This window comes from Planctobacterium sp. R6 (assembly GCF_055755215.1).
The window spans coordinates 20,979-46,410 of the sequence record NZ_JBVTQY010000021.1; the positions used below are offsets into that span (position 1 = coordinate 20,979).

The window sequence follows — 25,432 nt, forward strand, 5'->3', positions numbered from 1 at the left end:
AATTTGAAATAACGTTTTGCACCACTATGCTTAACCAACTGACTGTAAAAACAAAACTCCTTTCACTTTGTGTCATTCCCTTATTCGCTTTTGTATTCATGAGCTTGTTTATGATCGGTATCATGGAAACACTGATTCGCGGCATCGACAGTCTTTATGATGATCGCATAGTTCCACTAAAACAAATAAAAGTAGTTTCGGATAATTACGCGGTAAATATTGTCGATCATTACCACAAATATCGCGCAGGTTTAATCGATAAAAACAAACTACTTAGCGATATAAAACAATTTAGAAAAACCGCCGATGAAAACTGGCAAAAATACCTGCAAACAAAATTGACCAGTGAAGAAAAAAAGCTCACTGAAGTGTCTGCCAGAGAGTTGCAAAATGTCGTTCGATTGATTGAATCCTACGAGCGAAATATTCAGACCTCGGCCAACAATCCATTGCAGGGAGATAATTTTGTTAAAGAGCTCTATTCCGTATTTGATCCTTTAAGTGCCAGTTTTAATGACCTGATTGATTTACAACTGAATGAAGCCAGTAAATTCAAAGCTGAGTCAGATGCTGAATTTGAAACCACGGAAACACTGCTCTACATAACGTTATTTGCATTAATCATAGGAATGATCGTGCTGGCATGGCTTGTTTACCGCAGTATTCAATTTGCATTGCGAGCGCTCAGAGACACCATTATTAATATTGCAGACACTGCCGATTTAAGACTGCGAGCCATTGATGACGGCGGTGATGAAATTGCAGAAACCGCCGCCGGTTTTAACAAAATGTTAGAGCGCCTTGAAAACCTGGTCAGAAACGTCTCTAAAGCAACCTATACCTTGTCTTCTTCTGCGGAAGAAATGAGCAGTATCAGTACTCAGGTTGCAGCCACAGCCACTGAGCAAGAGCAGCAAACCACCATGATTGCCACAGCAATCACAGAAATGAGTACGGCCATTCAGGAAGTGGCCAATAATGCCAATAGCTCCTCGGTAAAAGCCAATGACGCCAATGGTAACGCTGCCATTGGCATTGAGAAGATACAGGACAATATAAAAGGCATTAACGAATTGTCGAATGTCGTGAATGAAAACGCACAAAAAATCACCTTATTAAATCAGCAAACCAATGAAATTAATCAGGTGGTGTTGATGATCCAGGGCATCGCTGAGCAAACAAATTTACTGGCCCTAAATGCGGCAATTGAAGCTGCCCGGGCCGGTGAATCAGGCAGAGGATTTGCCGTAGTTGCCGACGAAGTACGCCAGTTGGCTCACAACACTCAGGAGTCTACGACTAAGATCAACGATATGATTAGCAAACTACAGATGTCTGCCAAAGAAGCGGTAGAATCAATGTCTACAGCGCAGGACAAAGCCAGTCAAAGTGTGGAGCACGCCAAAGATTCATCTAATGTTTTGCAGGAGATTGTCACTGCAGTGATGGAAATTTCTGATATCAATGCACAGGTCTCGGTAGCCACAGAAGAGCAAACTGCGGTTGCCAATGAAATCAGTGAAAATATCAATGAATTCACTATCAGTACCGGGATGGTGGCTGAAAACGCCAATCACAGTGCAGTAGCCAGTCAGGAATTGGCCAAGCTGGCCAGCGAACTACAGAGTCAAATTCAGATATTTAAAACCAACCAGGCGTAACCCTTTACGCCAGAGTGTGATTGTAAAGATTTGTCAGGTTTTCTAAATAAAAGTAAAACCTGCAGCGAGGTACGGTGCTAAATGCTAACATCCGCGTCTAATTCGCCCTATAATTTACTCATTCCACATTAAACGGAAGTACCATGAAAGCCAAGACACTCTCCCTCTCGCTGTTTTTCAGTCTGATTTCCTGCAGCGAAGTTAAACCCCCGCCCGAGCCTGCAATTCGCCCCATCACCTGGGTGCAGGCTGAACCGTCATCTTTCAAACAAATTCGCAGATTGTCGGGTACCATTCAACCGGTAGAGGCTACCAATTTAAGTTTTGAAGTTGGCGGCAAAATCAAAACCATCGATGTTGATTTAGGGGACAGGATTCAAAAGGGTCAGATTATTGCGAGACTGGACCAGCGCACCTATCGGTTGTCGCTGCAATCTGCAGAAGCAAACTTACAACAGGCCAAATCTTCGTTAAGTGAAGCACAGAACGAATTTACGCGCTACAAAGAGCTTATCGCAAAAGGACTGGTGTCGGCGTCGGGGTTTGACAATGTCAAAGCAGCCTTTGAGTCTGCAGAATCAGCCGTCAATATTGCACAGGCGCAACTGGATATCGCCAGAAAAGATCTGGCAGATACCGAATTGGAAGCTCCCTATGATGGCACGGTGACTAAAAGACTGGCGGAACCGTCCATGCAGATATCACCCGGTCAGGCAATTTTCGAAATTGAAGGAACAGACGGCCTGGAAGTAAAAGTAATGGTACCAGAAACCATAATTTCCCGGCTGAACAAAGAAGTTGATGTCGCCGTGAGCTTTCCGGCATTACCAGGCATGAGCAACACGGGAACAATTACCGAATTAGGTTCCCGAGCCGAATCAGCGAATGCCTTTCCGGTCAATGTTTTTGTGCTCTCGCCACCTAAAGAACTCAGAGCAGGTATGACAGCTGAAGTGGATTTCTCGTTTCAGGGTGCGGGACGGACCGGCTATTCTGGTGACATTTTCAGGCTGCCCATTGCCGCCATCATGCCTGCTCAGGGTCAGACAAGTTATATATTTGTGTTTGACCCAACCAGTCAAACAGTCAGCAAACGCTTAGTGCAAACAGAGAACATTTACGACAATCAGATATTGGTAAGTACGGGCCTTGAGCCGGGCGAAATTGTTGCCACAGCCGGGGTCAACTACCTACAGGATGGACAAACAGTCAAATTGCTCGATAAGCATGTTCAGCAGTATAACTAAGAGGTGAACATGAACTTAACTGAGATAGCTTTTCAGTATCGCAAGCCGGTATTGATGATTTTGGTACTTTTGCTGATCAACGGCCTATTCGCCTATTTTACCTTGCCAGCCAAAGAAGATCCGACCATAACCATCAGAACAGCAGTGGTCAGCACCCGATTTGAGGGAATGTCGCCAGAACGTGTCGAGCAGTTGATTACTAAAAAACTCGAAGAAGAAATTCGCAAAATACCGGAAGTGGAAAAGATTCGCTCTACTTCTTCAACAGGACTTTCCACAATTCACGTTGAAGTATACGACCGTTATTTTGATCTGGAACTTATCTGGCAGGATCTGCGCAACAAGGTAAAACAAGCTCAGGCAAATCTGCCATCCGGCACCCAAACTCCGTTTGTTAACGATTCTTATGGTGACGTGGCTGTAGCCACCCTCGCCCTTACTTCAGATGGCTTTTCGCCGGCAGAAATGGCAGACATCAGCACCCATATCCGCGATATGTTGTATTCGGTACCCGGTACAGAAAAAGTGGACATTTCGGGCACGCAGGAAGAACGAATATTTTTGGAAGCCTCAGGGGCCAAATTATCGCAATTGGGCATTTCTCCCTACACATTGAGCGCGGAATTATCAAAGCAAAATATAATCATGCCCGGAGGACAGATTGATACTGGCAGCAAAGCCTTTGTGGTAGAACCTACCGGAAACTTCAATTCAATAGAGGATATCAGTAACACCCATATCTCTATTCCGGGCAATGAAGAAACCATCGCATTGAAAGATATTGTCACCATTAAAAGAGATTATCGCGATCCTGTGTATCAACCCGCTTACTTCAATGGCAAGCCAGCAATTATGTTTGCTATCAATATGGCCAGCAACTACAACATATTAGAATATGCGCCACGGCTAAAAAGCACTCTGGACAGTATCCTCAATACACTGCCTATTGGTTACAACATTGAAGTGGCTACCTGGCAAGCAGACCAGGTGGACAAAACCGTATCCAATGTCTCAGTCAGTGTGTTGCAAACCTTGATAATTGTCTTGCTGGTGGTGATATTCTTTCTCGGTAAACGAACAGGGTTGATCGTCGGCTCGATCATTCCCTTCGTAATGCTGGTCACGCTGGCTATTATGCAATTCAGCGGCATGCTGCTGGAACGCATGAGTCTGGCTACCCTGATTATTGCGCTGGGGCTTTTGGTAGACAACGGTATTGTCGTAGCTGAAGATTTCAAACGGCGACTTGAAACAGGTGTTGCGCGAAAGCAGGCTATGATTCAGGGAGGCAAAGAGTTAGCGATGCCGCTACTTAGCTCCTCGCTGACCACCATTTTATTCTTCATTCCTCTGATGATGGCTGAACACGCGGCCGGTGAATATACCCGCTCAATTTCATTGGTGATATTAATTACTTTGTTGAGCAGTTGGCTACTGGCACTGTGTGTGACTCCGGTCCTGTGTTATTACTTCATTAAAGTAGACGACACCGCAAGCAATTCGGACAACAACAGTGCCCTTCCAGCGAGCACTATGTTGGGCAACATTCAGCAGCATTATCGCGATTTCCTGCATTGGATATTAGCGCACAGGGGCGTATTTGGCGGCATAATGTTGGGCCTGTTTATACTCAGCCTTTTGAGTTTTAACTTTGTTTCAAAACAGTTTTTCCCCGACTCTGATCGCAATCAACTTACCGTGAATATTGAAATGGCCAACGGTACCTCGTCCCGCACAACTAACAAGCAAATGCAGGACATTTTTGCCTGGTTGAACGACAAAGAACAATTTCCGGAAATTGAGCGTTTCACCGGTTATGTTGGGTTTGGCGGGCCACGCTTTGTGCTGTCACTCAACCCTATCGATCCCGCTGATAACAAAGGATTTATTGTTATCAATTTGACAGATGCAGAGACAGTGGATGCCATGCAACAACGTTTGCACAAAGGTTTTATCGAAAATTTTCCCGATGTTTTCGCCCGAGTGGAAAAAATGTTTCTTGGTCCTTCCGATTCCAACACCATCAAAATTCAGGTGAAAGGCCCGGACAAAGACATTATTTACAGCAAGGCTCAGGAAGTCATGGCCCTGTTGCAATCAATACCTGATACCGTGGATATTCGTCAGGACTGGGAAAACCTGATTGTTAAGGTTCAGGTGCAGGTTGATCAACATAGGGCTAGACGTGCCGGCATTACTTCAGAAGACATCGCCAATGAGCTACAGGGCTTTTTTTCCGGTTCATTAGTGACTGAATACCGCGAAAATGAAGATATTATTCCGGTGATGTTTCGCGCGAATGAAAGCGAGCGCTTTAATCTCGACAGGCTGCGCACTGTGTCCATCTACTCCAGTAAGTTAGGACAGGCCGTCCCCTTGTTTCAGGTGGCTGACTTCGGGCCTGTATATCAGTATTCAAAGATTCAACGCGAGAATTTATTTCGCACGGTAAGTGTTGAAGGACGCAACCTGATGATGTCTGCAGAGGATCTAAAGGCGCTGATAGATGCTGATATTCAAGCACTGGCTGCCGATCTCCCCTTAAACCACTATATCGAATACGACGGAGTTATTGTGGAATCTGCCGGTGCTGCAGAAGCACTCAGTGCCAACATGCCACTGGCGATGGCCATCATTGTTATTCTATTGGTACTGCAGTTTAACTCGTTCCGACGCGCCGGGATTATTCTCCTCACCATCCCGTTGTCTGTTATCGGTACCGTTATCGGACTACTGGTGATGAATGCCCCCAGTGGTTTTATGGTAACGCTGGGGATCTACAGCCTGGCGGGGATTATTATCAATAATGCCATCGTGCTGATAGACAGAATTGACATCGAACGGCAGGAAGGAAAACCAGATTTTGATGCTATTGTCGATGCCTGCATTACCCGGCTTCGTCCAATAACGATGACCACCATCACCACTGTGATGGGATTGCTGCCCCTGATAGTGTTTAAAGATCCGTTGTTTTACGGCATGGCTGTGGTTATTGCTTTCGGCTTAGCGGTGGGCACACTGCTGACCCTGGGCGTAGTTCCCGTCCTCTATGCGGTATTTTATCGCATCACCGCCGTCGCAAAGCCGGAATAAGAAATGTTTTCGGGAATGTCTGGTGACATTCCCGCCATACAGTCAGGGTCTGTTGAACTATGCAGAATATATTCTGTTCCAAACAGACCTATTTTAGTCGCGAAACCGTCTCTGTTAAATCTGGAATTTCTTCATTTCTGACTGCAACTCTTCTGACGACTGCCTGATTAAATCCGCTTTGTCATGGGCACTACGTGATACCTGTGCGGTGTCACGACTCATTTTGGAAATATCACTGATACGCAGGTTGGCCAGTTCCGCTAATTGCAATTGCTGCTGTGAGGCCACGGCGATATTTTGGCTTTTTTGCGCACTGTCTTCAATAAGCGTAAACATTTCATCCAGTGCTTCTCTGACCTGAGAAGAACAAGAAACACTGTGCTCACTGGTTTTAATGCTGGTTTCTACTGATTCGATCGCGTCTCTGGCTACTTTTTGTAAACGCTCAATCATATTGTGAATTTCCTGAGTGCTTTCCGAGGTGCGTTTTGCCAGATTCCTGACTTCATCAGCCACAACAGCAAAACCTCGCCCTTGTTCACCGGCCCTGGCTGCCTCTATTGCAGCATTAAGTGCCAGTAGATTGGTTTGCTCTGCAACACCTTGTATAACATGCAGCACCCCTTCAATCCCTTGTACTTCCTCACCCAGTACGTGAATACTCTCACCGGCTTTTTCAATTTGTCGTTCCAGTTCTGTGATGGTCGTTGTGGATTCCTGTGTGAGTTCGCTGGCTTCATCACCTTTTTGTTTTGCCGCATTAATTGCCACCGCTGTACTGGCCACGTCTTCGTTTACTTTTTGTGCGGTTGTGGCAATCTCTTCTATTGATCTGGCTACCGTTTCAGTTTCACTGTTCAGCGAGCCGGTCAACTTATCCAGGTGCAATGACTGCTCTTCTGAATCTTTTACCTGCTCTTTCAATACCCGGGATACACCGTTGATGTTAGTGACAACATCGGTCAGCGCTTTACGCATGTAAGTAATCGATCCCATTATACTGTCCGGACGAAAATCGAAATCAAAGCTGTCGTCTTTCAAATCTCCCTTGGATACACGACTGACCGTGGACACTACCTGTTTAATCTCGGCACCAAGGTCTTGTTGTAAGCGGGTGCCAAAATAATAGAGATAAAACGCGATTCCTATGGCAATAAGCGTAGACAACCCCACTAACCAACGGGCAATCGACCAATATCGCTCATCCACTTCTTTGAAACTAATACCAGTGCCCACATACCAGCCCCAACCCGGAGTGCGTTGCACTACAGAGGTAAGTTCCACCACTTCACCATCGCGTTTAGAAGTCCAGTCATAATTAACCATCTGGCCGTTACCCCGCATCGCTACCCGCTCCACTAAAGCACCAATGCTGTTGCCTTTGGCATCTTTAAAGTCGTTGAAACTGGTTCCCACCAGTTGCGGGTCGTGCGGCGCGGCAATAAAATCCAGGCTTTCATCAACGACATACACATATTCCGAGTCGTGATATTTGTTTTCCTGTAATATTGACGCGGCAATCATCTTGGCCTGTGTCTCCTGTAGCTTTCCGGATACAGTAAGCCGCTCTAATTGAACAATCGCAGAATAAGTGCTTTTAAATAACTGCTCAATGCGAGCAATATTATCTTGCTCACTGGCGATTTTTAACGCGTGTAATCCCAATAACGCGATACTGGACATAGATGCAGTGATCACAATAACCAGCAACAGTACTTTGGATTTTAGGGTGATTTTTGCAAACATAGTGGCGCTCCAAACAAATATCATCAGCACGCAAATAACGTACAAAAAACCGTTACTGTTGACTAATTATATTCACAATATTTAACTGTAAATAAGTTATAGCCCAATTTGACAACGCTGTCATTTTATTGTCAGAGCAGTTTTCCTGATGAGTGTATTTTCATCAACCTGTCTGAAAAAGAAACAATATACGGATATGACAACGTTGTCATTTATTAACTAAAAGATCAAGGAAAAATAACAAATCTGCAAAATTACTTTGCTTTGAGGGGATGTTTTGAGTGATATTTTATCCCAGACAGGCTTCAAAATGACTTAACACTGCAACAAAGCCGCTATCTTTGACCAGCCCTTTGGCCAGCGCAATACTACACCAATGCCGGTTGCGATGATTCTCCTGCCAAACCTGTCTGGGTAGTACCTCAGTGACTTCCAACGCAAAGGTGTCTACGGTGCAGGTAGCGCCCCATTTAGGGACTTCAAACTGCCCCACTCGTTGGCCTAATACCCCCACGACGCCACCTTCGCTGCGCGCTTCTATTTCAGCGGTATATTCCGGGCTTTCACCCGGCTCCATCACCCCTTTAGGAAAACCCCAATAGCGATTCTGGTTAGACGTAATCAACATGACCTGAAGTTGACCATGTAATCTGCGCCACGGGATTACACCCGCCTGACGATAATAATAAGCAGGTCGATCCCGCTGCTCGGTTCCGGCATCAGTTTCAAAAGTAAAGGTTTTGGGTAGTGCGGAAGATGGGATACAGGTTGCAACTTTTACCGCTAAGTTGGTCATGTTGTTGTGCTTTAACGCAATCAAACAACAACACTGGGCCTGAAGGTTTTCCATTTCTACGGCGTCGTGCTCATCTAAATTAAGTCTGGGCGCCAACATTTTAGCAAACCAGGCATGGCTCAAACACCAGACCGTGACACCTTCACCTGGCATTGCCTGGGATGCGTTAAGTACCTTTTCAACGCAAAGTTCAGGGTTAGTCAGCAATGTCACCTGATTTCCGGAACCACCCGCGGCGGTCACCAGCTTAATGGCCAGTGGCTGTGTGGGCAGTTCAGCAATGACCTTTTGAATGCGGTCACCTTGTTGTTCTATGTGGTGTCCAAGTCGCTGCGCCTGGCGTTTAATGCTTGTCCAGGGAAGTTCGGCAGATTCGGCGGGTTGCGTAACAATTAAATGCAAGATAGAAATTCTCCAATACAACGGGTGACTGCACTGCAGCTACGCAAAGTGTGCGCTATCACGCTCCGGATTACAATCCGCCGGTGTAATCGGGTTGGTAATGTTAAGCGCTCAGAGTTGGACGCAGTGCTGCTAGTACATCGAGCAGAGCCGGTTTTCCCCTACTTTATCCAGCCATTTATCTCGCAGTATTTTCAACTTTCCGGACTCGCGCCATGACGTCAACACCCGATCGAACGCTTTTTTATGCGACAGATGCTCCTCTCTTAACCTGGAGAACGCCAGATATAACGGTTGAACCGCGAGATAGGGTTGCAATACTTCGACATTATCCTGAAACGCGATAGCTTCATCGCGCTCCATATGTTGCGAAACACTATAATTAACCACGACAGGATCAGCGACGATAAAGTTTATTCTGCCTTTTTGCAGTTTTTTAATATTGGTCCAGTCGTCAACAGCAGGGTTGGTGTGAAAATATCCCTCTTCCATCAAGGCATCAAATTCCGGTGAATTTTCATATCCGGCAACAACACCGATAGTTTGGTTTTTAAGGCTAAGCAAATCACCATTAAAGTCAAAAGCATGATCTTTGCGCTTGATCAGCGCGACATTCCCGCCGGAAAACGGCTCCGATAAGAGCAGTAGTTCGTCCCGATTCTTAGCGGGAAAGATATCTGAAGGTGCATTCGGTGCGATAGCATATTCAGGGTACAAGATATCTACCGAGCCTCTTTCAGCCATGGCTACAGCACGCTTCCATGGAACAAAATAACTGTGCACCTGATAATCAAGCTGCAAAAAAATACCAACAACCAGTTGCTGTACCCATCCTTGCCCACAGGCATTTTCTCCAATGTAAGGTAGCCAGTCCAGCGTTGCCATAGTAATGCGTTTTTCCGCATCGGCATTAAACACCCAGGCACCCCGTGCATTTTGGTAGCCCTGATATTCAATCATCTCACCATCGCGCTCAATTTCTACAATCGTGGCTAACGCTAAGCCCGGGCTGCTGACCAACAGCACCAAACAACAATGAATAATGTAGAAAGTTGGCAATCTCATTCGCTTTCCCGTTTCCCCTGTCAATAGAGATAATTCTAGTCAACTTTCAAGGTATCGTGGTTTTATGACTAAAATAAGATACCGGTGGCAAATTATCCTGCGAACAAGACTTTTTACCCAGGTGGCAGCCAGTCTTCCTGACGAAATCGCTCAGCCAGAAAATCAACCAACACTCTGACGCGATGAGACAAGTGTTTGCGGTGCGGATACAGTGCATAAACACCGTATTGATAAGCTTCATATTGTTCAAATAACGGGACGATTGTATTGCATCTGATATCTTCTTTAATCACATACATTGGGCACAAGCCTATCCCCAGGCCGGATAACACCATACGTCGCATGGAACCGGGAGAGTTGGCTTCAAAGTTTCCCCTTACATCGACTTTGAATACCCGTTTGTTTTCCAAAAATCGCCAGCTGCGACCTTGTCTGAGGTTATGATCTACAAAACAATTATGGTGTGCTAATTGTTCAGGGTGAGCCGGCCTGCCATAGCGTTGAAGGTATTCAGGGGCTGCACACACCACGATGCGCATCGCGCTTAACTTACGGGCAATCATTGTTGAATCCGGCAACTCACCAATTCTCAATGCCATGTCAAACCCCTCTTCGACCAGAGAAACACGGCGGTTAGACAGGTCGATATCGACACTGATACCCGGATATAACACCAAAAAGTCCCGGATTGCCGGCACCAGATGCAGTTCACCAAACGACGTAGGCGCTGAAATACGGATACGCCCTTTGGGAGCGCTGTGAGTCACTTTTATTGCTGATTCAAGCTCATCAATTTGCTCGAGTAAATCAACACATTTTTCCAGGTAAGCGGTGCCGGTATCATTCAGCGTCACTTTACGGGTAGTGCGATTAAATAACTGTATCCCCAGTTCGTCTTCCAGCGCCTTTACATACTTACTCACCGTCTGAACTGCAATATTGAGTTCGTTGGCTGCTCTGGTGAAGCTGCCATTGCGCGCCACTACCGAAAACACCCGCATTAATTCAATCTTGTCCATAACTGCCCTTTATCCACATTTTATGGATTGTGTTTTGTTGTTTAGCTAATTTATCTCCAATACACATAAATTTAAACTCTGTTCTACATTGACAACACAGAGAGATTTATGATGAAAATTTATGATTTTGAATTGTCGGGCCATGCTCACAGAGCAAGACTGTTAGCCAGTTTGCTAAACCTTAATGTTGAACTTATCTCGGTGGACCTTGCTAACCGGGCTCATAAACAACCAGATTATTTGGCTAAAAACCCGTTTGGACAAGTACCGGTATTAGAAGATGGTAACAGGGTAGTTGCAGATTCAAACGCCATATTGGTGTACCTCGCAACTCAATATGACCAGGACCGTTCATGGTATCCAGATACACCTGAACTGATGGCGCAAATTCAGGTTTGGCTTTCAAAAGCAGCCAATGAATTAGTACATGGTCCGGCAGCAGCACGCCTTGTCACTGTATTTGGTGCGCCACTGGATCACGGCAGTACATTAGACAAAGCAAGTGCGTTACTTTCCATTATGGAGCAACATTTAACCGGTCGAAATTGGTTAGTCGGGGAAAATCGAACCATCGCGGATATCGCGCTCTACAGTTATACAGCCCATGCCCCGGAAGGCGGTGTTGATTTGTCTGGATTTCCGCAAGTCTGCGCCTGGCTGTCAAGAGTGGAACAATTGCCCGGATTTGTCGCTATGCCGACAACTGAAACAGATGCAAAGAAAGCGCTGTAATTAACCAATGATACCGCAGTGAATGTAAAGTCAGTAGCAAAATTCAGTTCTACAACAATGCTTTGCTGCTGACCTGACATTTAAAATAACTGCGGCACAGACAAAGTAAGCAAAAATGCCAAAGGACTCTCTAATGACCACCTATCCATTGTTTCACCACGGTGAAATCAGCGTTCAGGAAAAGCTGGGTGTTGCAGAATCAGTTGCCCGTACCAGTGAAAGAATGATACGGGATCATATGCCAGAACAGCACCGACTGTTTTATCAAACACTGCCAATGGTATTTCTGGGGCACCAGGATATCGATGGTCAGGTATGGGCTTCGGTACTCTGTAACCAGCCCGGATTTATGCGAACGCCCTCGGATAAAAAGGTGGTTTTAAATGCAACTCCGCTAGCAGGAGATCCATTAGCAGAATCCCTGACGCTGTTTAATGAGTCAATGATGGCTGAATTTCCGGTTGGCTTACTGGGTATCGAGCTGGAGACCAAAAGGCGGAATCGGCTATCAGCGATGGTATCCGACATCAGTAACAACCAAATTAGCCTGAATGTTCTGCAAACTTTTGGCAACTGTCCGCAGTATATTCACACGCGCACCAGGCAAGCGGCCCCGGTAAAAACCCAGGCAGTACCATACCGGTTTAATAAGTTTGATGGCGAGATAAATCGGGTTATTGAGCAAGCAGATACGTTTTTCGTAGCCAGCTCAGCCGGGCGATCCATTCAAAACGGCGTGGCCTACGGTGCGGATGTCTCACATCGGGGCGGTGTCCCCGGGTTTGTTCGAACAGAAGACAACACGACCTTGTTGATTCCCGACTTTAGCGGCAACAAGGTGTTTAATACCCTGGGAAATTTTCAAATCAACCCTGCGGCAGGACTTTTGTTTATCGATTTTGCCTCCGGCGATGTACTCACTATGACCGGAAACGCAGAAATATTATGGGAACACCCACTGCTACCGTATTTTGACGGTGCAGAGCGATTCTGGCGATTTAATCTTGCAACCGGATTATTGATAAAGCAGGCTTTTCCCTGGCGCTTCACGCTGGAAAATCATTCACCCAATAATTTATCGACGGGTACCTGGCAACAAGCGGAATCCGCTGCAACAGTTAATGAAAAAGCTGAGTGAGCCGCCTGGCTCACTCAGATACAGCTTAGAAGAAGGTGTAAACCAAAGTGGCTGCTGTTTCTGTATCCAGATTATCAACACCGTCATCAACTTCAGAGTTGTGCTTTAAGATAATTGAAAACTTCATAGAAAGCGCATCGGCAATCTTGGCCGAAACAGAGGTTTCTGACTTAGATTTAGTGTTTTCGCTACCGACTTCCGTGCTCACCTTTTGCTTAAAGTTTGCTGAGTTGGAAATCTTCCATGAATAGTCAAACGCACCCCGGACGATAAAGCCACTGGCGTCTTCACCATCCACCTTTTCTGCGAAGGAATAACCCGGACCGATACTGTAGGTCAGCTTTTGTGTTGAAGACTCAAAAAATACACTACTCCAACCGGCGGCTACCGTTGCCTGATAATCAAAGCTGGTAAATCTGTCATCTTCGTAGGAACCGAAGGCAAACAAGCGGTTTTGCGGGTTATCCAGTTTATAGTTACCCTGCGCTGACAAGAAATAACGCTGAGCGGAAGTCTGGCTTTCATCCTCACCCAGATCGTTTTCCACTTCCTCTTCTTTGTACAGACCTTCGATTAGGTATTCATTACTCCACATTTCCATTTCATGGCTGGCACTCAGGCGCCCTTTTACCGACGTAGTTTCTGTATTACCAGTAGTAAAAATAAGGCCTAGTTCCCCGTCCAGGGTAAAGGCTTTTTGCTCGTCATCATTGGCGTGTGCATAGCCACAGGCAGCCATCGCAGCGACTAATAATAGTTTTTTCATTGTGTTTACTCTTTTAAAAAACGAAAGGGAACGTTCAATGTTCCCTACAGAAGATTAATTTTCAGTTTTATGTAGATATACATCCATTTGTGGGTACGGGATGGTGATGTCGTTTTCATCCAGTTTAATTTTTATATTTTCAATCAGGTGCCAATAAACTGGCCAGTAATCAGGTGTTTTTACCCAGGGGCGTACAATCAGATTAACCGAAGAATCTGCCAACTCACTCACGGCAATAGTCCAGGCCGGATCTTTCAGTACCCGCTCATCACTGGCCACTAACTCTTCGATAACCGATTTGGCTTTGCGAATATCTGCGTCGTAGCTGATACCAATAAGCAAATCCACTCTTCGCGTTTCCTGCGTCGAAAAATTGGTAATGGCATTTCCGGTAATAGACGAGTTCGGCACAATAACAATTTTGTTGTCTGGCGTTTTAAGTTTGGTGGCAAACAACTTAATTTCCATGACGGTGCCCATACGATTGCCCACTTCAACAAAATCACCCGCTTTGAAAGGACGCAGAACGACAATCAATACACCCGACGCGAAATTGGACAATGACCCCTGTAGCGCCAGACCAATCGCTAAACCTGCCGCACCGATCACGGCAACCAGCGAGGTTGTGTCGATACCCAACTGCGACATTGAAGCAATTAAGACGGCCAATAACCCGATAACATAGATAATGCTACCAGCGAAACTAACAACGGCAGCATCTACCTGTTTTTTGGCAAGCGCTTTTTTCACCAGGTTTACAACGGTCTTTGCGATAAAGTTACCGACGACAAGGATAACCAGTGCAAGGCCTATTTTTATGCCCCAGGCCATCAATACTTCTTGTTGTATTTCCATACTTTCTCCCAATTGTTTTGTATTTTCTCGTGTTCCAGCGGCCATTATCCATAAGATTTTTTAAATTCAAATTAAACTTTTGACTAATTGTTATAAATAGTACCGATAAATTTAAAAGAATCACTTAACAGCTGTGCACTGTTTGTTTACTCTTGCACACCTGCAAGGAGTAAAAATGCCAAATGAAAACAATTGAAAAGTCCAATAAACTCAACAATGTATGCTACGACATTCGTGGCCCCATTTTGAGTGAAGCCAAACGATTAGAGGATGAAGGTCACCGTATATTAAAACTCAATATCGGTAACCCCGCCCCGTTTGGTTTTGAAGCACCTGAGGATATCCTCAAAGACGTTATTCACAACCTGCCCAGCTCGCAAGGTTATGCAGATGCTAACGGACTTTATGCCGCCCGCGTGGCAGTGATGCAATACTACCAACAACGCAATATTAAAAATATCGCCATAGAAGATGTGTTTATCGGCAATGGTGTCAGCGAATTGATAGTGATGGCCATGCAGGCATTGCTTAACAGCGGTGATGAAGTGTTGTTGCCTTCTCCGGATTACCCGCTTTGGACTGCTGCTGTAAGCCTGAGTTCAGGGACGCCGGTACACTACCGCTGCGATGAAAAATCCAACTGGTTTCCGGACATCGAAGATATCCGCGCCAAAATAACCAGTAACACTAAAGCTATCGTAATCATCAACCCAAACAATCCAACGGGTGCGGTTTACAGTAAAGACCTGCTTTTGGAGATCATTGAACTGGCAAGGCAACACGGGTTGATGATATTCAGTGATGAGATTTACGACAAAATTGTTTACGACCGTGCCAAGCACATCTCCATCGCCAGTTTGGCAGATGATATCTTTTTTGCGACCTTTAGCGGGTTATCAAAAAATTACCGGGTAGCCGGTTTTCGCGCCGGATGGTTGTTTCTGAGTGGTAATAAGCGCCTTGGACGCGGGTACATTGAAGGCTTAAATATTCTTTCGTCTATGCGTATGTGTGCCAATGTACCCAGTCAACATGCCATACAAACCGCTCTGGGAGGCTATCAGAGTATTAATGAATTAATAGCTGAGGGGGGACGATTGCGGACTCAGCGAGATATCGCTTTTAAAATGCTAAACGATATTCCTGGCATCAAATGCGTAAAACCCAAAGGTGCTATGTATTGTTTTGCCAAAGTGGATGAAAAGAAATTTCAGATCCGCGACGATGAACGGATGATCCTGGATTTATTGCGGCAACAAAAAGTACTGTTAGTCCATGGTAGTGCCTTTAATTTCTTTGAAGGTATCTACTTCCGACTGGTATTTTTGCCCCATCAGGATCAACTGGTGCCCGCGATAGACGGTATCAGAGAGTTCTTTTCCACTTACATACAGGATTAAATAGTTATATGCATACAAAAAGCCACTTTTTCGCACACATGGCCAGAATGAAACTCATCCAACGCTGGCCGTTAATGCGCAATGTTCATCAGGAAAATGTGCAGGAGCATAGTCTGCAGGTAGCGATGGTGGCACACGCTTTGGCACTGATCAAAAACCGTTATTATGACGGCCAGGTAGACCCAAACCGGGTAGCGACCATCGCACTTTTTCACGACGTATCAGAAGTACTAACCGGGGATTTACCCAACCCGGTCAAGTATTTCAACAACGCCATAAAAGAAGAATATAAAAAGATTGAAAAAATAGCCGAACAGCGCCTGATTGATATGGCACCGGAAGAATTCCGGGAAGACTATGCGGCATTAATTGACCAGCAACACCACAGCAGCGAAGAAGCATTTTTAGTCAAAGCCGCAGACGTGATTTGTGCTTACCTGAAAACGCTGGAAGAGCTGGCTGCAGGCAATAAAGAATTTAAACTGGCCAAAAAACGTATGGATCAAACCCTTAAAGATTATCACTCGCCGGAAGTTGAGTATTTTCTGGAAGCGTACGTGCCCAGTTTTTTACTTAGTCTGGATGAAATCACACTGGAACTGGAATAACTCACGCCATTGCACGTGACTAATTTCCCGCCAATAATATCCAATCCCCCTCTTGACCCGCTTGTTACAGCACAGTAACGTAAACAAAAACGCAAGAGGGTTTGGATTGGACAATCAATGGCTTGAGAGACGGTTTGATAACCGTACTGTGCGCGAAGGAGATCACCGCACGCCGTTTCAACGAGATAAAGCTCGAATTCTACATTCCGCAGCCTTTCGTCGACTGCAATCAAAAACTCAGGTATTGGGCATTGGTATTGGAGACTTCTATCGCACCCGTCTGACCCACTCGCTGGAAGCATCACAAATCGGACAAGGCATTGCAGCACAACTTCAGATGAAGTATCCACAGCTTATGTCTGAGCTGGCGCTGGACCCAATCTTAATAGAAGCACTTTGTCTGGCCCATGACATCGGGCACCCTCCCTTCGGTCATGGTGGCGAAGTAGCGCTCAATTATATGATGCACAAACACGGCGGCTTTGAAGGTAATGGACAAACATTTCGCATTGTTACCCGGCTGGAACCTTATACGGCTGAGCACGGCATGGATCTGTCCCGCAGAACCTTACTGGGCCTGGTTAAATATCCTGCCACTATTGCACAACTTCAGGGCAGCTATCCAACCGATAACCTGAAAGATTTTCGCAGTGTAAAAGCAGGCGACTGGCATCCTCCTAAAGGGCTTTATGATGATGATAGTGCTGCTTTAGAGTGGATGCTTGATGTGCTCAGCAGCGAAGACAAACGCTTATTGCAACAGAGCAAAGAAAGCAAAAGCCCTAATTCTCACCAAAAAACTCAGTTCAAATCGTTTGATTGCTCGATTATGGAATTGGCCGACGACATCGCCTACAGCATTCATGATCTGGAAGATGCCATTGTGATGGGTATCGTCAACCAAAGCGCTTTTGAAAAAGAACTGGTGGGACCCATCATGGCGATTCAAGGCGCCACCTGGTTAAACGAGCAGCTTCCCAGATTAAGTGATCTGTTGTTTAGCGAGCACCCACATGAGCGCAAAAATGCTATTGGTGCCCTGGTTAACGCGTTTATTACCAAAATTGAGGTAACGCAAACCCATGAGTCTTTTGCTGAGCCCCTGTTGAAATACAACGCCAGCTTTCCTGAAGAGTTTGAGCAGGCCCTTGGCGTCTTTAAAAAGTTTGTGTTTCAAAGGGTCATCAAAAAATCAGAAATTCAGCAGTTGGAATACAAAGGGCAACTGGTGGTTATGGAATTGTTTAATGCTTTTGCATCAGATCCTGAGCGGCTGTTACCAGAAAATACCCAGAAAAGATGGTATAAGGCCAAAGAGCGCGGTGCTGAAACACGGGTGATTGCCGACTATATTTCCGGCATGACAGATGAATTTGCATCAAGAATGCATGGCAATTTGTTTTTACCTAAAATGCAAGGTATCAATCACGGCCAATTTTACTAAACTTAATGGAGCGTGTTGACCTTTGCAAGGGGCAAAAAGCGCTAATAATCCGCTGTTTGTTAAAGATATTTCAAAATCGGCGGATGAATATAAAGAACAACATGGTTTACCTATTATGGCTGAAGCAGAAAGACAACAAGACGTAGAATTTGAAGATGCATTCTTCAATGATGCAGGCGATGACAACGAGTCACCCGAATTCAGCCTTGAAGACGATAATGACTCAGATATTGGTGATGAGTTTAGCCTTGAAGAATCTGACGTTCTGGACGACGACATTAAGCAGGAAGTCAAGCAGGACATCACGCAAATAGCCGAGTCACCCGAGCAGGATGCCCCTGAAAGTTCAGCAACACCAAAAACATCCCGCCAGTCTGTTGCCTCCAGTTACTCTGATGACATCCTCAGTGATGCGCAAGCCGAGGATACTCAAAAAACCAGTGACAACGCCGGGCAAAACACAGACGATGAGTTTGAAGAATTCGAATATTCAACTGACATTGATATCAATCACTCAGCGGGACTGTTGCATTCACAGCAAGCTCATCAGTTAGAAATGTCTCTGTTAGAGCGCATAGACGATCTCATACAGGTGCTGGAAAAAAGAGCCAAAGGCAGCACACCTGAGCAGTTGCCACACAAGCAATTTGCCACCGGAATCCACTATATCAAACACGAGAAAAATCATTATCTTGGCGCAAAGTGGCTACGCAAAGCGGCAATGCAAGGACATGGCAAAGCACAACTATATTTGGGAATGTTGTTTCTACAGGGCAATGGTGTACCAAAAAGTCTTTTTCATGCCTATGCCTGGTTTAGTCTGGCAGTATGTCAGAACATTGATGAAGCTGTTGATGCCCGTAAAAAGCTGGAACGCCATTTAACCGCCAAAGATATCAATGCAGCGTTGAAATACGCCGCCGATATTCTGGATAAAATTCACTCGCCATTATAAATTTTTACCATCTTCAGAGATTTTTTTAAGCCAAAGCGGGTCTCATACGTAAACAGCTAACCTGTAAACCGAGCAGCGTTTGAATATGGCAAAACTAAAAACAGTAGATCAACCACTAACAGAAAACGACGTCACCAGCGAATCTCTGTTTAAGAACCGACGTAACATTCTGAAATCCATGGGCTTTGTTGGTGCCGGTGCGCTACTGACAACACCGCAAAGTAGCACTGCATTTAGTTTGTTTGGCGATGATCCGCAATTTCAGACAAGGGCATTACCCCACAAGAAAAACAGCAATTATATTGCATCGGATGCCATAACATCAGAAGCAAAAGCGACCTCTTACAATAATTTTTACGAATTTGGCACAGGTAAAGACGACCCTAAAGACAACGCTCAGGGGCTGACCGTAGATCCCTGGTCACTTATCGTCGACGGTGAAGTCGAAAAACCCCTGAAACTTGATTATGACGCCCTGTATAACAGCTTTGATATCGAGGAGCGCATCTATCGATTTCGTTGCGTAGAAGCCTGGTCTATGGTTATTCCCTGGCTGGGCTTTCCATTACATAAATTACTGAACAAAGCTCTGCCAACATCCAAAGCCCGCTATGTTGCCTTTGAAACCCTGTACAGACCGGAAGAAATGCCAGGGCAGAAAAGCCGTTTTGTGGGAGGAGGTATTGATTACCCCTATGTAGAAGGTTTGCGTCTGGATGAAGCAATGCACCCGTTAACACTTATGTCGGTTGGACTGTATGGCAAAACCTTGCCACCGCAAAACGGTGCCCCGATACGCCTGGTTGTCCCCTGGAAGTATGGCTTTAAAAGTATCAAGTCGGTGGTCAGAATTCGATTAACGTCAACCCAACCGGCAAACACCTGGAACATACTGCAACCTCGTGAATATGGCTTCTATGCGAATGTTAATCCAAAGGTATCACACCCGCGATGGTCGCAGGCGACAGAACGGCGGTTAGGAAGTGGTGGATTGTTAGGCAGTCAACGAATCGCCACAAAAGCATTTAATGGTTACAGCGAAGTTGCATCATTGTACAAAGATCTGGATTTGAGTAAGTATTTTTAGAAGAATGATATTACGCGTAACACCTAAAAGTATTGTACAGCATAAGATTGTCATACATGTCACTAACCTGGCGTTTATCTTGACCTGGTACTATTGGGCTTTTACCGATGCGCTGGGTGCAGACCCGGTGAAGGCCTTAATTCACTTTACCGGTATGGGGGCCATTAACCTACTGTTACTGACGCTATTGGTTTCGCCAATAGCCAGATTTACGCGCCAGCCACAATGGATAAAAATTAGGCGTTTACTGGGTTTATATAGCTTTACCTGGGCAGTGCTACACCTTTCAAACTACGTTGTTTTTGATCTGCAGTTGGCCTTTGATACCTTGCTGGAAGACATTATTAAGCGCCCCTACATCACTGTAGGATTTAGCGCCTTTCTGATTCTGACATCGCTGGCCGTTACTTCACCCAGAGCAATGCAACGCACTTTGGGTAAACGATGGCAAAAACTACACAATCTAATCTATCCCGCCAGTTTGTTGGTGATCCTCCATTTCATCTGGTCTGTGAAATCATTTGATCCAGAGCCAATACTATATGCATTGCTTTTACTTTTGATGTTAAGCACTCGATTCAAAGTGGTACAACAACGCCTATTCAGCAAATCAGGTGACCGGCAAAAATAATCCTGGCCGACACCATGCTATCCAACGACTATTCCCCATGTTCAAACTTTATGCAAATTTAACTTGACTGGATTGAAATACAGTATTACTGTTTTCCTATACAGTGTTTTATACAGGTATTTGTTATGTTTTTAATCGAGTCGAACAACGCTCCACAGAGCACCAGCTTATCTGAATCTATTGATGTGCAGGTCAGTCAGCCAAAACACTCAGCCAGAAGTGCTAATGCTAATACCCATTATCAGTTTGATGAAATGGCAAAATTACGGGCGCTGTTTCTGGGTCTTATCCGACAAAAGCGCTGGATATACTTCCTCAACGATGAAATTAAACTCAGGGCGGCACATTTACCCGTACTACAGGTCAAATTAAAAGAGCACCATTGCCAGTTTGAGTCATTGCAACGCATTATATTATCTGGTCATTGCAGTGCTGTTGTGGTTGAAAAAAATAAGCTGTCGGAAGCCCAGTTTGAATATGTTCAGAATTTGAGTCACAGAAACAAAGTACAGGTGATCTTGTTGGAAAACATCCGTGACAATGAGACACTGCATTGATTTAAATTGCCGGATATATCAATGCAAAACTGTTTCTGTTGTAGTGGGGAAAAAATTGAGTTGTGTTGTGGACCATTCCTCAACGGAAAACGAACGCCACAAAATGCTGAACAGTTGATGCGCTCCCGGTTTTCAGCTTATTGCACTAAAAACTACCAGTATATTCTGGAAACCTACGGTAACGAGCAACGCATAAAGTTGAACATTGAGGGCCTCAGTAGTGCCGCCGAAAACACCCATTGGATTGGCTTAAAGGTGCTTAACTTTACAGCGATATCAGACAACTTCGCCCAGGTAGAATTTATCGCATTTTATAATGAGGCAGGCACGGTATACCAAATGCACGAGATTTCTGATTTTGAGTTGCAGGACAGTCAGTGGAAATATACAACCGGCCAGATGCAAAGTGACTCAGGCAAGATTAAATTATCCAGAAATGCGCCCTGTCCCTGCACCAGCGGGAAAAAGTTCAAACAGTGTTGTCTGAATAAAGTCAGTTGAGCTAATCGAGTCCTTTCTCCCTGACTTCTCTAACCGTATCGTAAAGTAGTGTTTCATCTACCTGTATATTTTCACTCTGCAATCCTTTTATTTTCAGTTGTGTAAACATATCGCAGTTTGACGTTACATCATCCGGGATTCGTTTAACATCGTTATACAGGGATAAAGGCGTGGGATGCATATAGGCCAGCAACTTTGCCGAAGGTAGGTCGTTGCGCTGAATAGCCCCTGCAAACTCCTGTTGCCATAAATAGTGTTGTTTCTCTGTTTTGAGCGGAACTTCGGGATAGAAATTAAATTTTTCTATTGGGATTAAGCCTACCGGCTTGTCTTCCGTCTCCCCTTCGACTTTCAGTCTTTGCGTTATATCCTGCTGCATCATGGACAGTAACAAGGCAAAGTCACTTTGCGATCCGTGACGCAGCGCCCGGCCAAGTCCGGTCTTAAACTCGGTCTGCCTGATTTCCGGATTTACGGTTGTTTTTTGGTTATTGTCCATCACACAAAACTGAAACTCTTCAACGCCTTGTTATCGGCAAAATAGGGATAAATCTTTAAAAACAAAACTTATTATGACGAAATGTTTACAGCAGCAATTTTTCTGCTAATATACGCCGCTCTTTTGGAGGGGTTCCCGAGTGGCCAAAGGGATCAGACTGTAAATCTGACGGCTCCGCCTTCGCTGGTTCGAATCCAGCCCCCTCCACCACCTTTATCTTAATTGTCTGATATCACACACAGATTTGCCCACTTAGCACATCGGAATACAAACCCGGCAGTTAACTGGTGCTCACGCCTTATTTTTGAATAATTGCCCGAAAAAACAACAACATTGGTGGTTTTCCTTGCTTTTGACGCAGTTCTCATTCATTTTTAAGGACTACATTCTGAATTAGCACTTTCGCTTGTAATGCCCAAATTAAATCTGACAGACAAGAGAGTTATTATCGTTGACGACCAACGACCTTTTTTGCTCATGTTAAAGGGGATTATCTCTAAATTGGGTGTGCGCTCCTTGCGGATCGTGCAAAGCGCAGAGGGGGCAATCGCAGACTGCAAAAAGGAAAAGTTTGATGTTGTCATCGCAGATCTGCACCTGGGCACCAACAAAAAGAATGGTTACCAGTTAATTGAACAACTCAGAATTCAAAAACTCACCCGTGCCGACACCGTCTATATGATGGTAAGTGGCGACAGCCACCGTCCGATAGTGCTGGGCAGTATAGAGCGCAACCCGGACGATTACATCATCAAACCCTTTTCTCAGGCACAACTCCTTAACAGGCTGGCTAAAGCTTTCGAAAAAAAACAGGCCCTGCGCAGTATCCACCTGGAAGTTCACAAACAAAACTGGGAAGGTGCCATTGTAGCCTGCAAAACCTTGTTAGAAACCGCCACAAAATACCGCCAGAGCATCATATTATTGATGACTGAATTATACTGGCGAGTCGATGACTTTGATGCCGCCCACCAACTGTTACAGGAAGTATTGGAACAGAAAAACCTGCCCTGGGCACAAGTCGCCATGGCCAGAACCAAATTATTAATGGGTGACTATGAAGAAAGCATTAAACTGGCCAGACAAATAGTGTCAGCCAGACTTTTAGCCCTTGAGGGGCATGATATTCTGGCGCAAAGTTATATGGCGCTGGAAAGATACACCGATGCCATGGCCCAGATACGGCTCGCTTTAGATATGTCTCCCTACTCTATTAACCGCCAGTATTTAGGTGCGGCCATTGGTCGTATCAATCAGGATTATGAATTCGCCAAACAATGTTGCAAAGAACTGTTTGAGCAAAGTAAACGCTCTGTGCACAGGGATCTGGCGCACATGTGTAACTTTGTGCGCTCAATTATTGATGTGGCTGAAAATGCCGATGACAAAGGCAAAAAGAATAAATACCAGCAAGAAGCCATGCTGACACTGCAACGTCTGCGCTCTGATGAACTGGTGATCCGTTCTGGCGATGAATTCAGCTTCGACGCATTTGCCAACTTAATCACTGGCCGAATCAATTCATTAGATGGAAAATCCGTTGAAGCCAAAAACAACCTGAGCGCAGCTCAAAAAGAGATCGAACAAAAATTTGAAGCAATGCCAATGGTATTAGCGCCAGACACCATCAGTTTATTGGTAAAGGTTGGCGAATTCGATCAGGCAAAAATACTCACTGACGACCTGCGAGCCAGTGATTACAGATTAGATGACAACATTGAGTATATGTTGGAACAAGTAGGTAAAGAAATAGAATCCCAAAGCGGCAAATTTGAGCACTATAATCAGAAAGGTCTGGACTGCTTCAACGGAGGCAAATACCAGGCAGCCTTTGAGGCCTTCGGTCACGCATTAAAGTACTCACAAGTTAATGCCGACGTGGCACTCAATTTACTAAATTGTTCGACACGTTTGATGGAACAAACAACAAAACCGGATTTGGTAACTATCGTAGAATCAAAAAAGACCATCAAAATACTTGAAGGCATCGCACTCAGTGCACAACAGTCCACTGAATTTTTAAAACTAAAATCTGACCTGAGTCAGTACATGGAACTAAAATGAAAAATATTCTGCTTGCCGGCCTGGCAACATCATTGCTACAAGGTTGCATCGTTCTGGAAAACAAACCCTGTGAGGATATTCTGGAAGTTAAGCGCCAGGAAAAAATGTGTCAAACCTTGCGTAAACAAATGAACGACAAAAGCCACCCTCAGGCGGCCTTAACCGCAAAACAACGCTATGAAGAAGCCTGTGTGGACTTGCGCTATTACCGGGATGATTACGATACTATTTGTCATAGTGACGAGCGCCCGGTAGGAAAACAGTAAAGCCTATTTAGCTTTTTTTCTGCCCAGCGCTGTGAGCATTGAACCAGCTACAACCATAAACGCCCCCACATATGCCGTTTTAGTGAGATCAGAATAGTCAAAAAATGTCGGGTATAGAGCTACCGCGGCGCTGGTACTTAAAATGGTAAATATCGGCGCCAGGGCGATCACCGCACTGACTTTTGAGGCTTCCCAAATAGACATGGCCTTGGTAAAGCTGCCATAAGCGATCAACGTATTTACACAGCAAAAAAGTAAAGCCAGTCCACTTAACCAGGTCAAGGCAAAAAGATCGCTGAGTGTTGACATAGGCAACAACATCAAAGCACCGAAACCATAAAAAATAAGGGTCATCTGTCTGGCCGTAAAATGAGTTAACAAGCTCTTCTGCAACAACGCATACACGGCCCAGGTGATTGCCGCGAACAACATCAACAATACGCCAACGGTGTACCCTGTTGAGCCACTAAACAGCAATTGCCATTTATTGTCGAAGAAAAACACAAACCCCGAAAGCAATAACAAGGTTCCCAACAGTTGCAAACGCGTAAAGCTTTCTTTGAAAAACCAGAAGCCCCCCAGCATCAACAAAAAAGGCGCGATCTGAATGATAACCTGCGCCGATTCCGGGTGCAGATATTCAAGGCTTTTAACATATCCGACATAGTTTGCAGACAATGCCAGCCCAGCCAGAATCACCAGTGCGCCACGACGCTGTTCAAACTGTCGTTTTATTGGCCATTGTTTACGCCAGCTAATCATTGCAGCAACAAATGCAAAGGCAAAAACAAAGCGATAAAAACTGACTGTAATGGGGTCCATTGTTTGCAATGCCAGTAACATAAAAGCCGGCAAGACACCCCACATCACCGCGGTCAGCAGTGACAAAGCAAATCCAAA

The 25,432-nt window shown here is 45.1% G+C and carries 23 protein-coding genes and 1 tRNA gene; 16 read left to right on the plus strand and 8 right to left on the minus strand.

The window, feature by feature from the left end; genetic code table 11:
* Positions 1-26: 26 nt before the first annotated feature.
* The 3 genes from AC0J20_RS13825 to AC0J20_RS13835 all read left to right on the plus strand — a co-directional run bounded on the left by AC0J20_RS13825 (position 27) and on the right by AC0J20_RS13835 (position 6,001).
* Positions 27-1,661, plus strand: coding sequence for a methyl-accepting chemotaxis protein (locus tag AC0J20_RS13825; protein WP_473022106.1), 1,635 nt, complete (start codon positions 27-29; stop codon positions 1,659-1,661).
* A gap of 143 nt (positions 1,662-1,804) precedes the next feature.
* On the plus strand, positions 1,805-2,908 hold the full coding sequence (locus AC0J20_RS13830; RefSeq protein ID WP_473022107.1) for an efflux RND transporter periplasmic adaptor subunit: 1,104 nt from the start codon (positions 1,805-1,807) through the stop codon (positions 2,906-2,908).
* Positions 2,909-2,917: 9 nt separating this feature from the next.
* Entirely contained in the window at positions 2,918-6,001 is a 3,084-nt protein-coding gene (locus AC0J20_RS13835) for an efflux RND transporter permease subunit (protein ID WP_473022108.1), read from the plus strand.
* Positions 6,002-6,115: 114 nt separating this feature from the next.
* On the opposite strand, the gene AC0J20_RS13840 is transcribed toward AC0J20_RS13835, so the two are convergent.
* The 4 genes from AC0J20_RS13840 to AC0J20_RS13855 all read right to left on the minus strand — a co-directional run bounded on the left by AC0J20_RS13840 (position 6,116) and on the right by AC0J20_RS13855 (position 11,029).
* Entirely contained in the window at positions 6,116-7,747 is a 1,632-nt protein-coding gene (locus AC0J20_RS13840; RefSeq protein ID WP_473022109.1) for a methyl-accepting chemotaxis protein, read from the minus strand.
* A gap of 289 nt (positions 7,748-8,036) precedes the next feature.
* On the minus strand, positions 8,037-8,945 hold the full coding sequence (locus AC0J20_RS13845; protein ID WP_473022110.1) for an NUDIX hydrolase: 909 nt from the start codon (positions 8,943-8,945) through the stop codon (positions 8,037-8,039).
* A gap of 132 nt (positions 8,946-9,077) precedes the next feature.
* The gene (locus AC0J20_RS13850) at positions 9,078-10,010 is read right to left on the minus strand and encodes a substrate-binding periplasmic protein (protein WP_473022111.1); all 933 of its coding nucleotides are present in this window, start codon (positions 10,008-10,010) and stop codon (positions 9,078-9,080) included.
* A 113-nt stretch (positions 10,011-10,123) separates the two neighbouring features.
* Complete coding sequence (locus AC0J20_RS13855) at positions 10,124-11,029, minus strand: LysR family transcriptional regulator (RefSeq protein ID WP_473022112.1); 906 nt, start codon at positions 11,027-11,029, stop codon at positions 10,124-10,126.
* 108 nt (positions 11,030-11,137) lie between these two features.
* On the opposite strand from AC0J20_RS13855, the gene AC0J20_RS13860 reads away from it, so the two are divergent.
* Both AC0J20_RS13860 and AC0J20_RS13865 read left to right on the plus strand, forming a co-directional pair.
* The gene (locus tag AC0J20_RS13860) at positions 11,138-11,761 is read left to right on the plus strand and encodes a glutathione S-transferase family protein (RefSeq protein WP_473022113.1); all 624 of its coding nucleotides are present in this window, start codon (positions 11,138-11,140) and stop codon (positions 11,759-11,761) included.
* A 133-nt stretch (positions 11,762-11,894) separates the two neighbouring features.
* Positions 11,895-12,899 carry a hypothetical protein gene (locus AC0J20_RS13865; RefSeq protein WP_473022114.1) on the plus strand — a complete coding sequence of 335 codons (1,005 nt, stop codon included), beginning with the start codon at positions 11,895-11,897 and terminating at the stop codon, positions 12,897-12,899.
* A gap of 25 nt (positions 12,900-12,924) precedes the next feature.
* Here AC0J20_RS13865 and AC0J20_RS13870 read toward each other — a convergent pair whose 3' ends face one another.
* A complete protein-coding gene (locus tag AC0J20_RS13870; protein WP_229527457.1) occupies positions 12,925-13,665 on the minus strand; it encodes a DUF481 domain-containing protein in 741 nt (246 codons plus the stop codon).
* Between the two features lie 54 nt (positions 13,666-13,719).
* On the minus strand, positions 13,720-14,520 hold the full coding sequence (locus AC0J20_RS13875; RefSeq protein WP_473022115.1) for a mechanosensitive ion channel family protein: 801 nt from the start codon (positions 14,518-14,520) through the stop codon (positions 13,720-13,722).
* 182 nt (positions 14,521-14,702) lie between these two features.
* Here AC0J20_RS13875 and AC0J20_RS13880 point away from each other — a divergent pair, with 182 nt between their 5' ends.
* From AC0J20_RS13880 to AC0J20_RS13915, 8 genes are all read left to right on the plus strand, one after another.
* Entirely contained in the window at positions 14,703-15,920 is a 1,218-nt protein-coding gene (locus AC0J20_RS13880; protein WP_229527459.1) for a pyridoxal phosphate-dependent aminotransferase, read from the plus strand.
* 8 nt (positions 15,921-15,928) lie between these two features.
* A complete protein-coding gene (gene yfbR, locus AC0J20_RS13885) occupies positions 15,929-16,528 on the plus strand; it encodes a 5'-deoxynucleotidase (RefSeq protein WP_229527460.1) in 600 nt (199 codons plus the stop codon).
* A gap of 106 nt (positions 16,529-16,634) precedes the next feature.
* On the plus strand, positions 16,635-17,972 hold the full coding sequence (locus AC0J20_RS13890; RefSeq protein WP_229527461.1) for an anti-phage deoxyguanosine triphosphatase: 1,338 nt from the start codon (positions 16,635-16,637) through the stop codon (positions 17,970-17,972).
* Between the two features lie 22 nt (positions 17,973-17,994).
* The gene (locus tag AC0J20_RS13895; protein ID WP_473022116.1) at positions 17,995-18,927 is read left to right on the plus strand and encodes a tetratricopeptide repeat protein; all 933 of its coding nucleotides are present in this window, start codon (positions 17,995-17,997) and stop codon (positions 18,925-18,927) included.
* A gap of 85 nt (positions 18,928-19,012) precedes the next feature.
* Positions 19,013-20,014: a protein-methionine-sulfoxide reductase catalytic subunit MsrP gene (gene msrP / locus AC0J20_RS13900; RefSeq protein ID WP_473022117.1), complete on the plus strand. Its 1,002-nt coding sequence runs from the start codon at positions 19,013-19,015 to the stop codon at positions 20,012-20,014.
* Positions 20,015-20,018: 4 nt separating this feature from the next.
* Positions 20,019-20,645, plus strand: coding sequence for a protein-methionine-sulfoxide reductase heme-binding subunit MsrQ (msrQ, locus tag AC0J20_RS13905; RefSeq protein WP_473022118.1), 627 nt, complete (start codon positions 20,019-20,021; stop codon positions 20,643-20,645).
* A gap of 125 nt (positions 20,646-20,770) precedes the next feature.
* Positions 20,771-21,202: a hypothetical protein gene (locus AC0J20_RS13910; RefSeq protein ID WP_473022119.1), complete on the plus strand. Its 432-nt coding sequence runs from the start codon at positions 20,771-20,773 to the stop codon at positions 21,200-21,202.
* Between the two features lie 21 nt (positions 21,203-21,223).
* Positions 21,224-21,703 (plus strand): YchJ family protein, encoded by a 480-nt coding sequence (locus AC0J20_RS13915; RefSeq protein WP_229527467.1) that lies wholly within the window; start codon positions 21,224-21,226, stop codon positions 21,701-21,703.
* Position 21,704: 1 nt separating this feature from the next.
* On the opposite strand, the gene AC0J20_RS13920 is transcribed toward AC0J20_RS13915, so the two are convergent.
* Positions 21,705-22,202, minus strand: a complete 498-nt coding sequence (locus tag AC0J20_RS13920; protein WP_229528022.1) for a VC2046/SO_2500 family protein — start codon at positions 22,200-22,202, stop codon at positions 21,705-21,707.
* 125 nt (positions 22,203-22,327) lie between these two features.
* Here AC0J20_RS13920 and AC0J20_RS13925 point away from each other — a divergent pair.
* The 3 genes from AC0J20_RS13925 to AC0J20_RS13935 all read left to right on the plus strand — a co-directional run bounded on the left by AC0J20_RS13925 (position 22,328) and on the right by AC0J20_RS13935 (position 24,532).
* Positions 22,328-22,412 (plus strand) — tRNA-Tyr (locus tag AC0J20_RS13925).
* 201 nt (positions 22,413-22,613) lie between these two features.
* Positions 22,614-24,266, plus strand: a complete 1,653-nt coding sequence (locus tag AC0J20_RS13930; RefSeq protein ID WP_229527468.1) for a response regulator — start codon at positions 22,614-22,616, stop codon at positions 24,264-24,266.
* A complete protein-coding gene (locus tag AC0J20_RS13935; RefSeq protein ID WP_229527469.1) occupies positions 24,263-24,532 on the plus strand; it encodes a hypothetical protein in 270 nt (89 codons plus the stop codon). Before AC0J20_RS13930 ends, AC0J20_RS13935 begins: the two co-directional genes overlap by 4 nt.
* A 3-nt stretch (positions 24,533-24,535) precedes the next feature.
* Here AC0J20_RS13935 and AC0J20_RS13940 read toward each other — a convergent pair whose 3' ends face one another.
* On the minus strand, positions 24,536-25,420 hold the full coding sequence (locus AC0J20_RS13940; RefSeq protein WP_473022120.1) for a DMT family transporter: 885 nt from the start codon (positions 25,418-25,420) through the stop codon (positions 24,536-24,538).
* Positions 25,421-25,432: the final 12 nt, after the last annotated feature.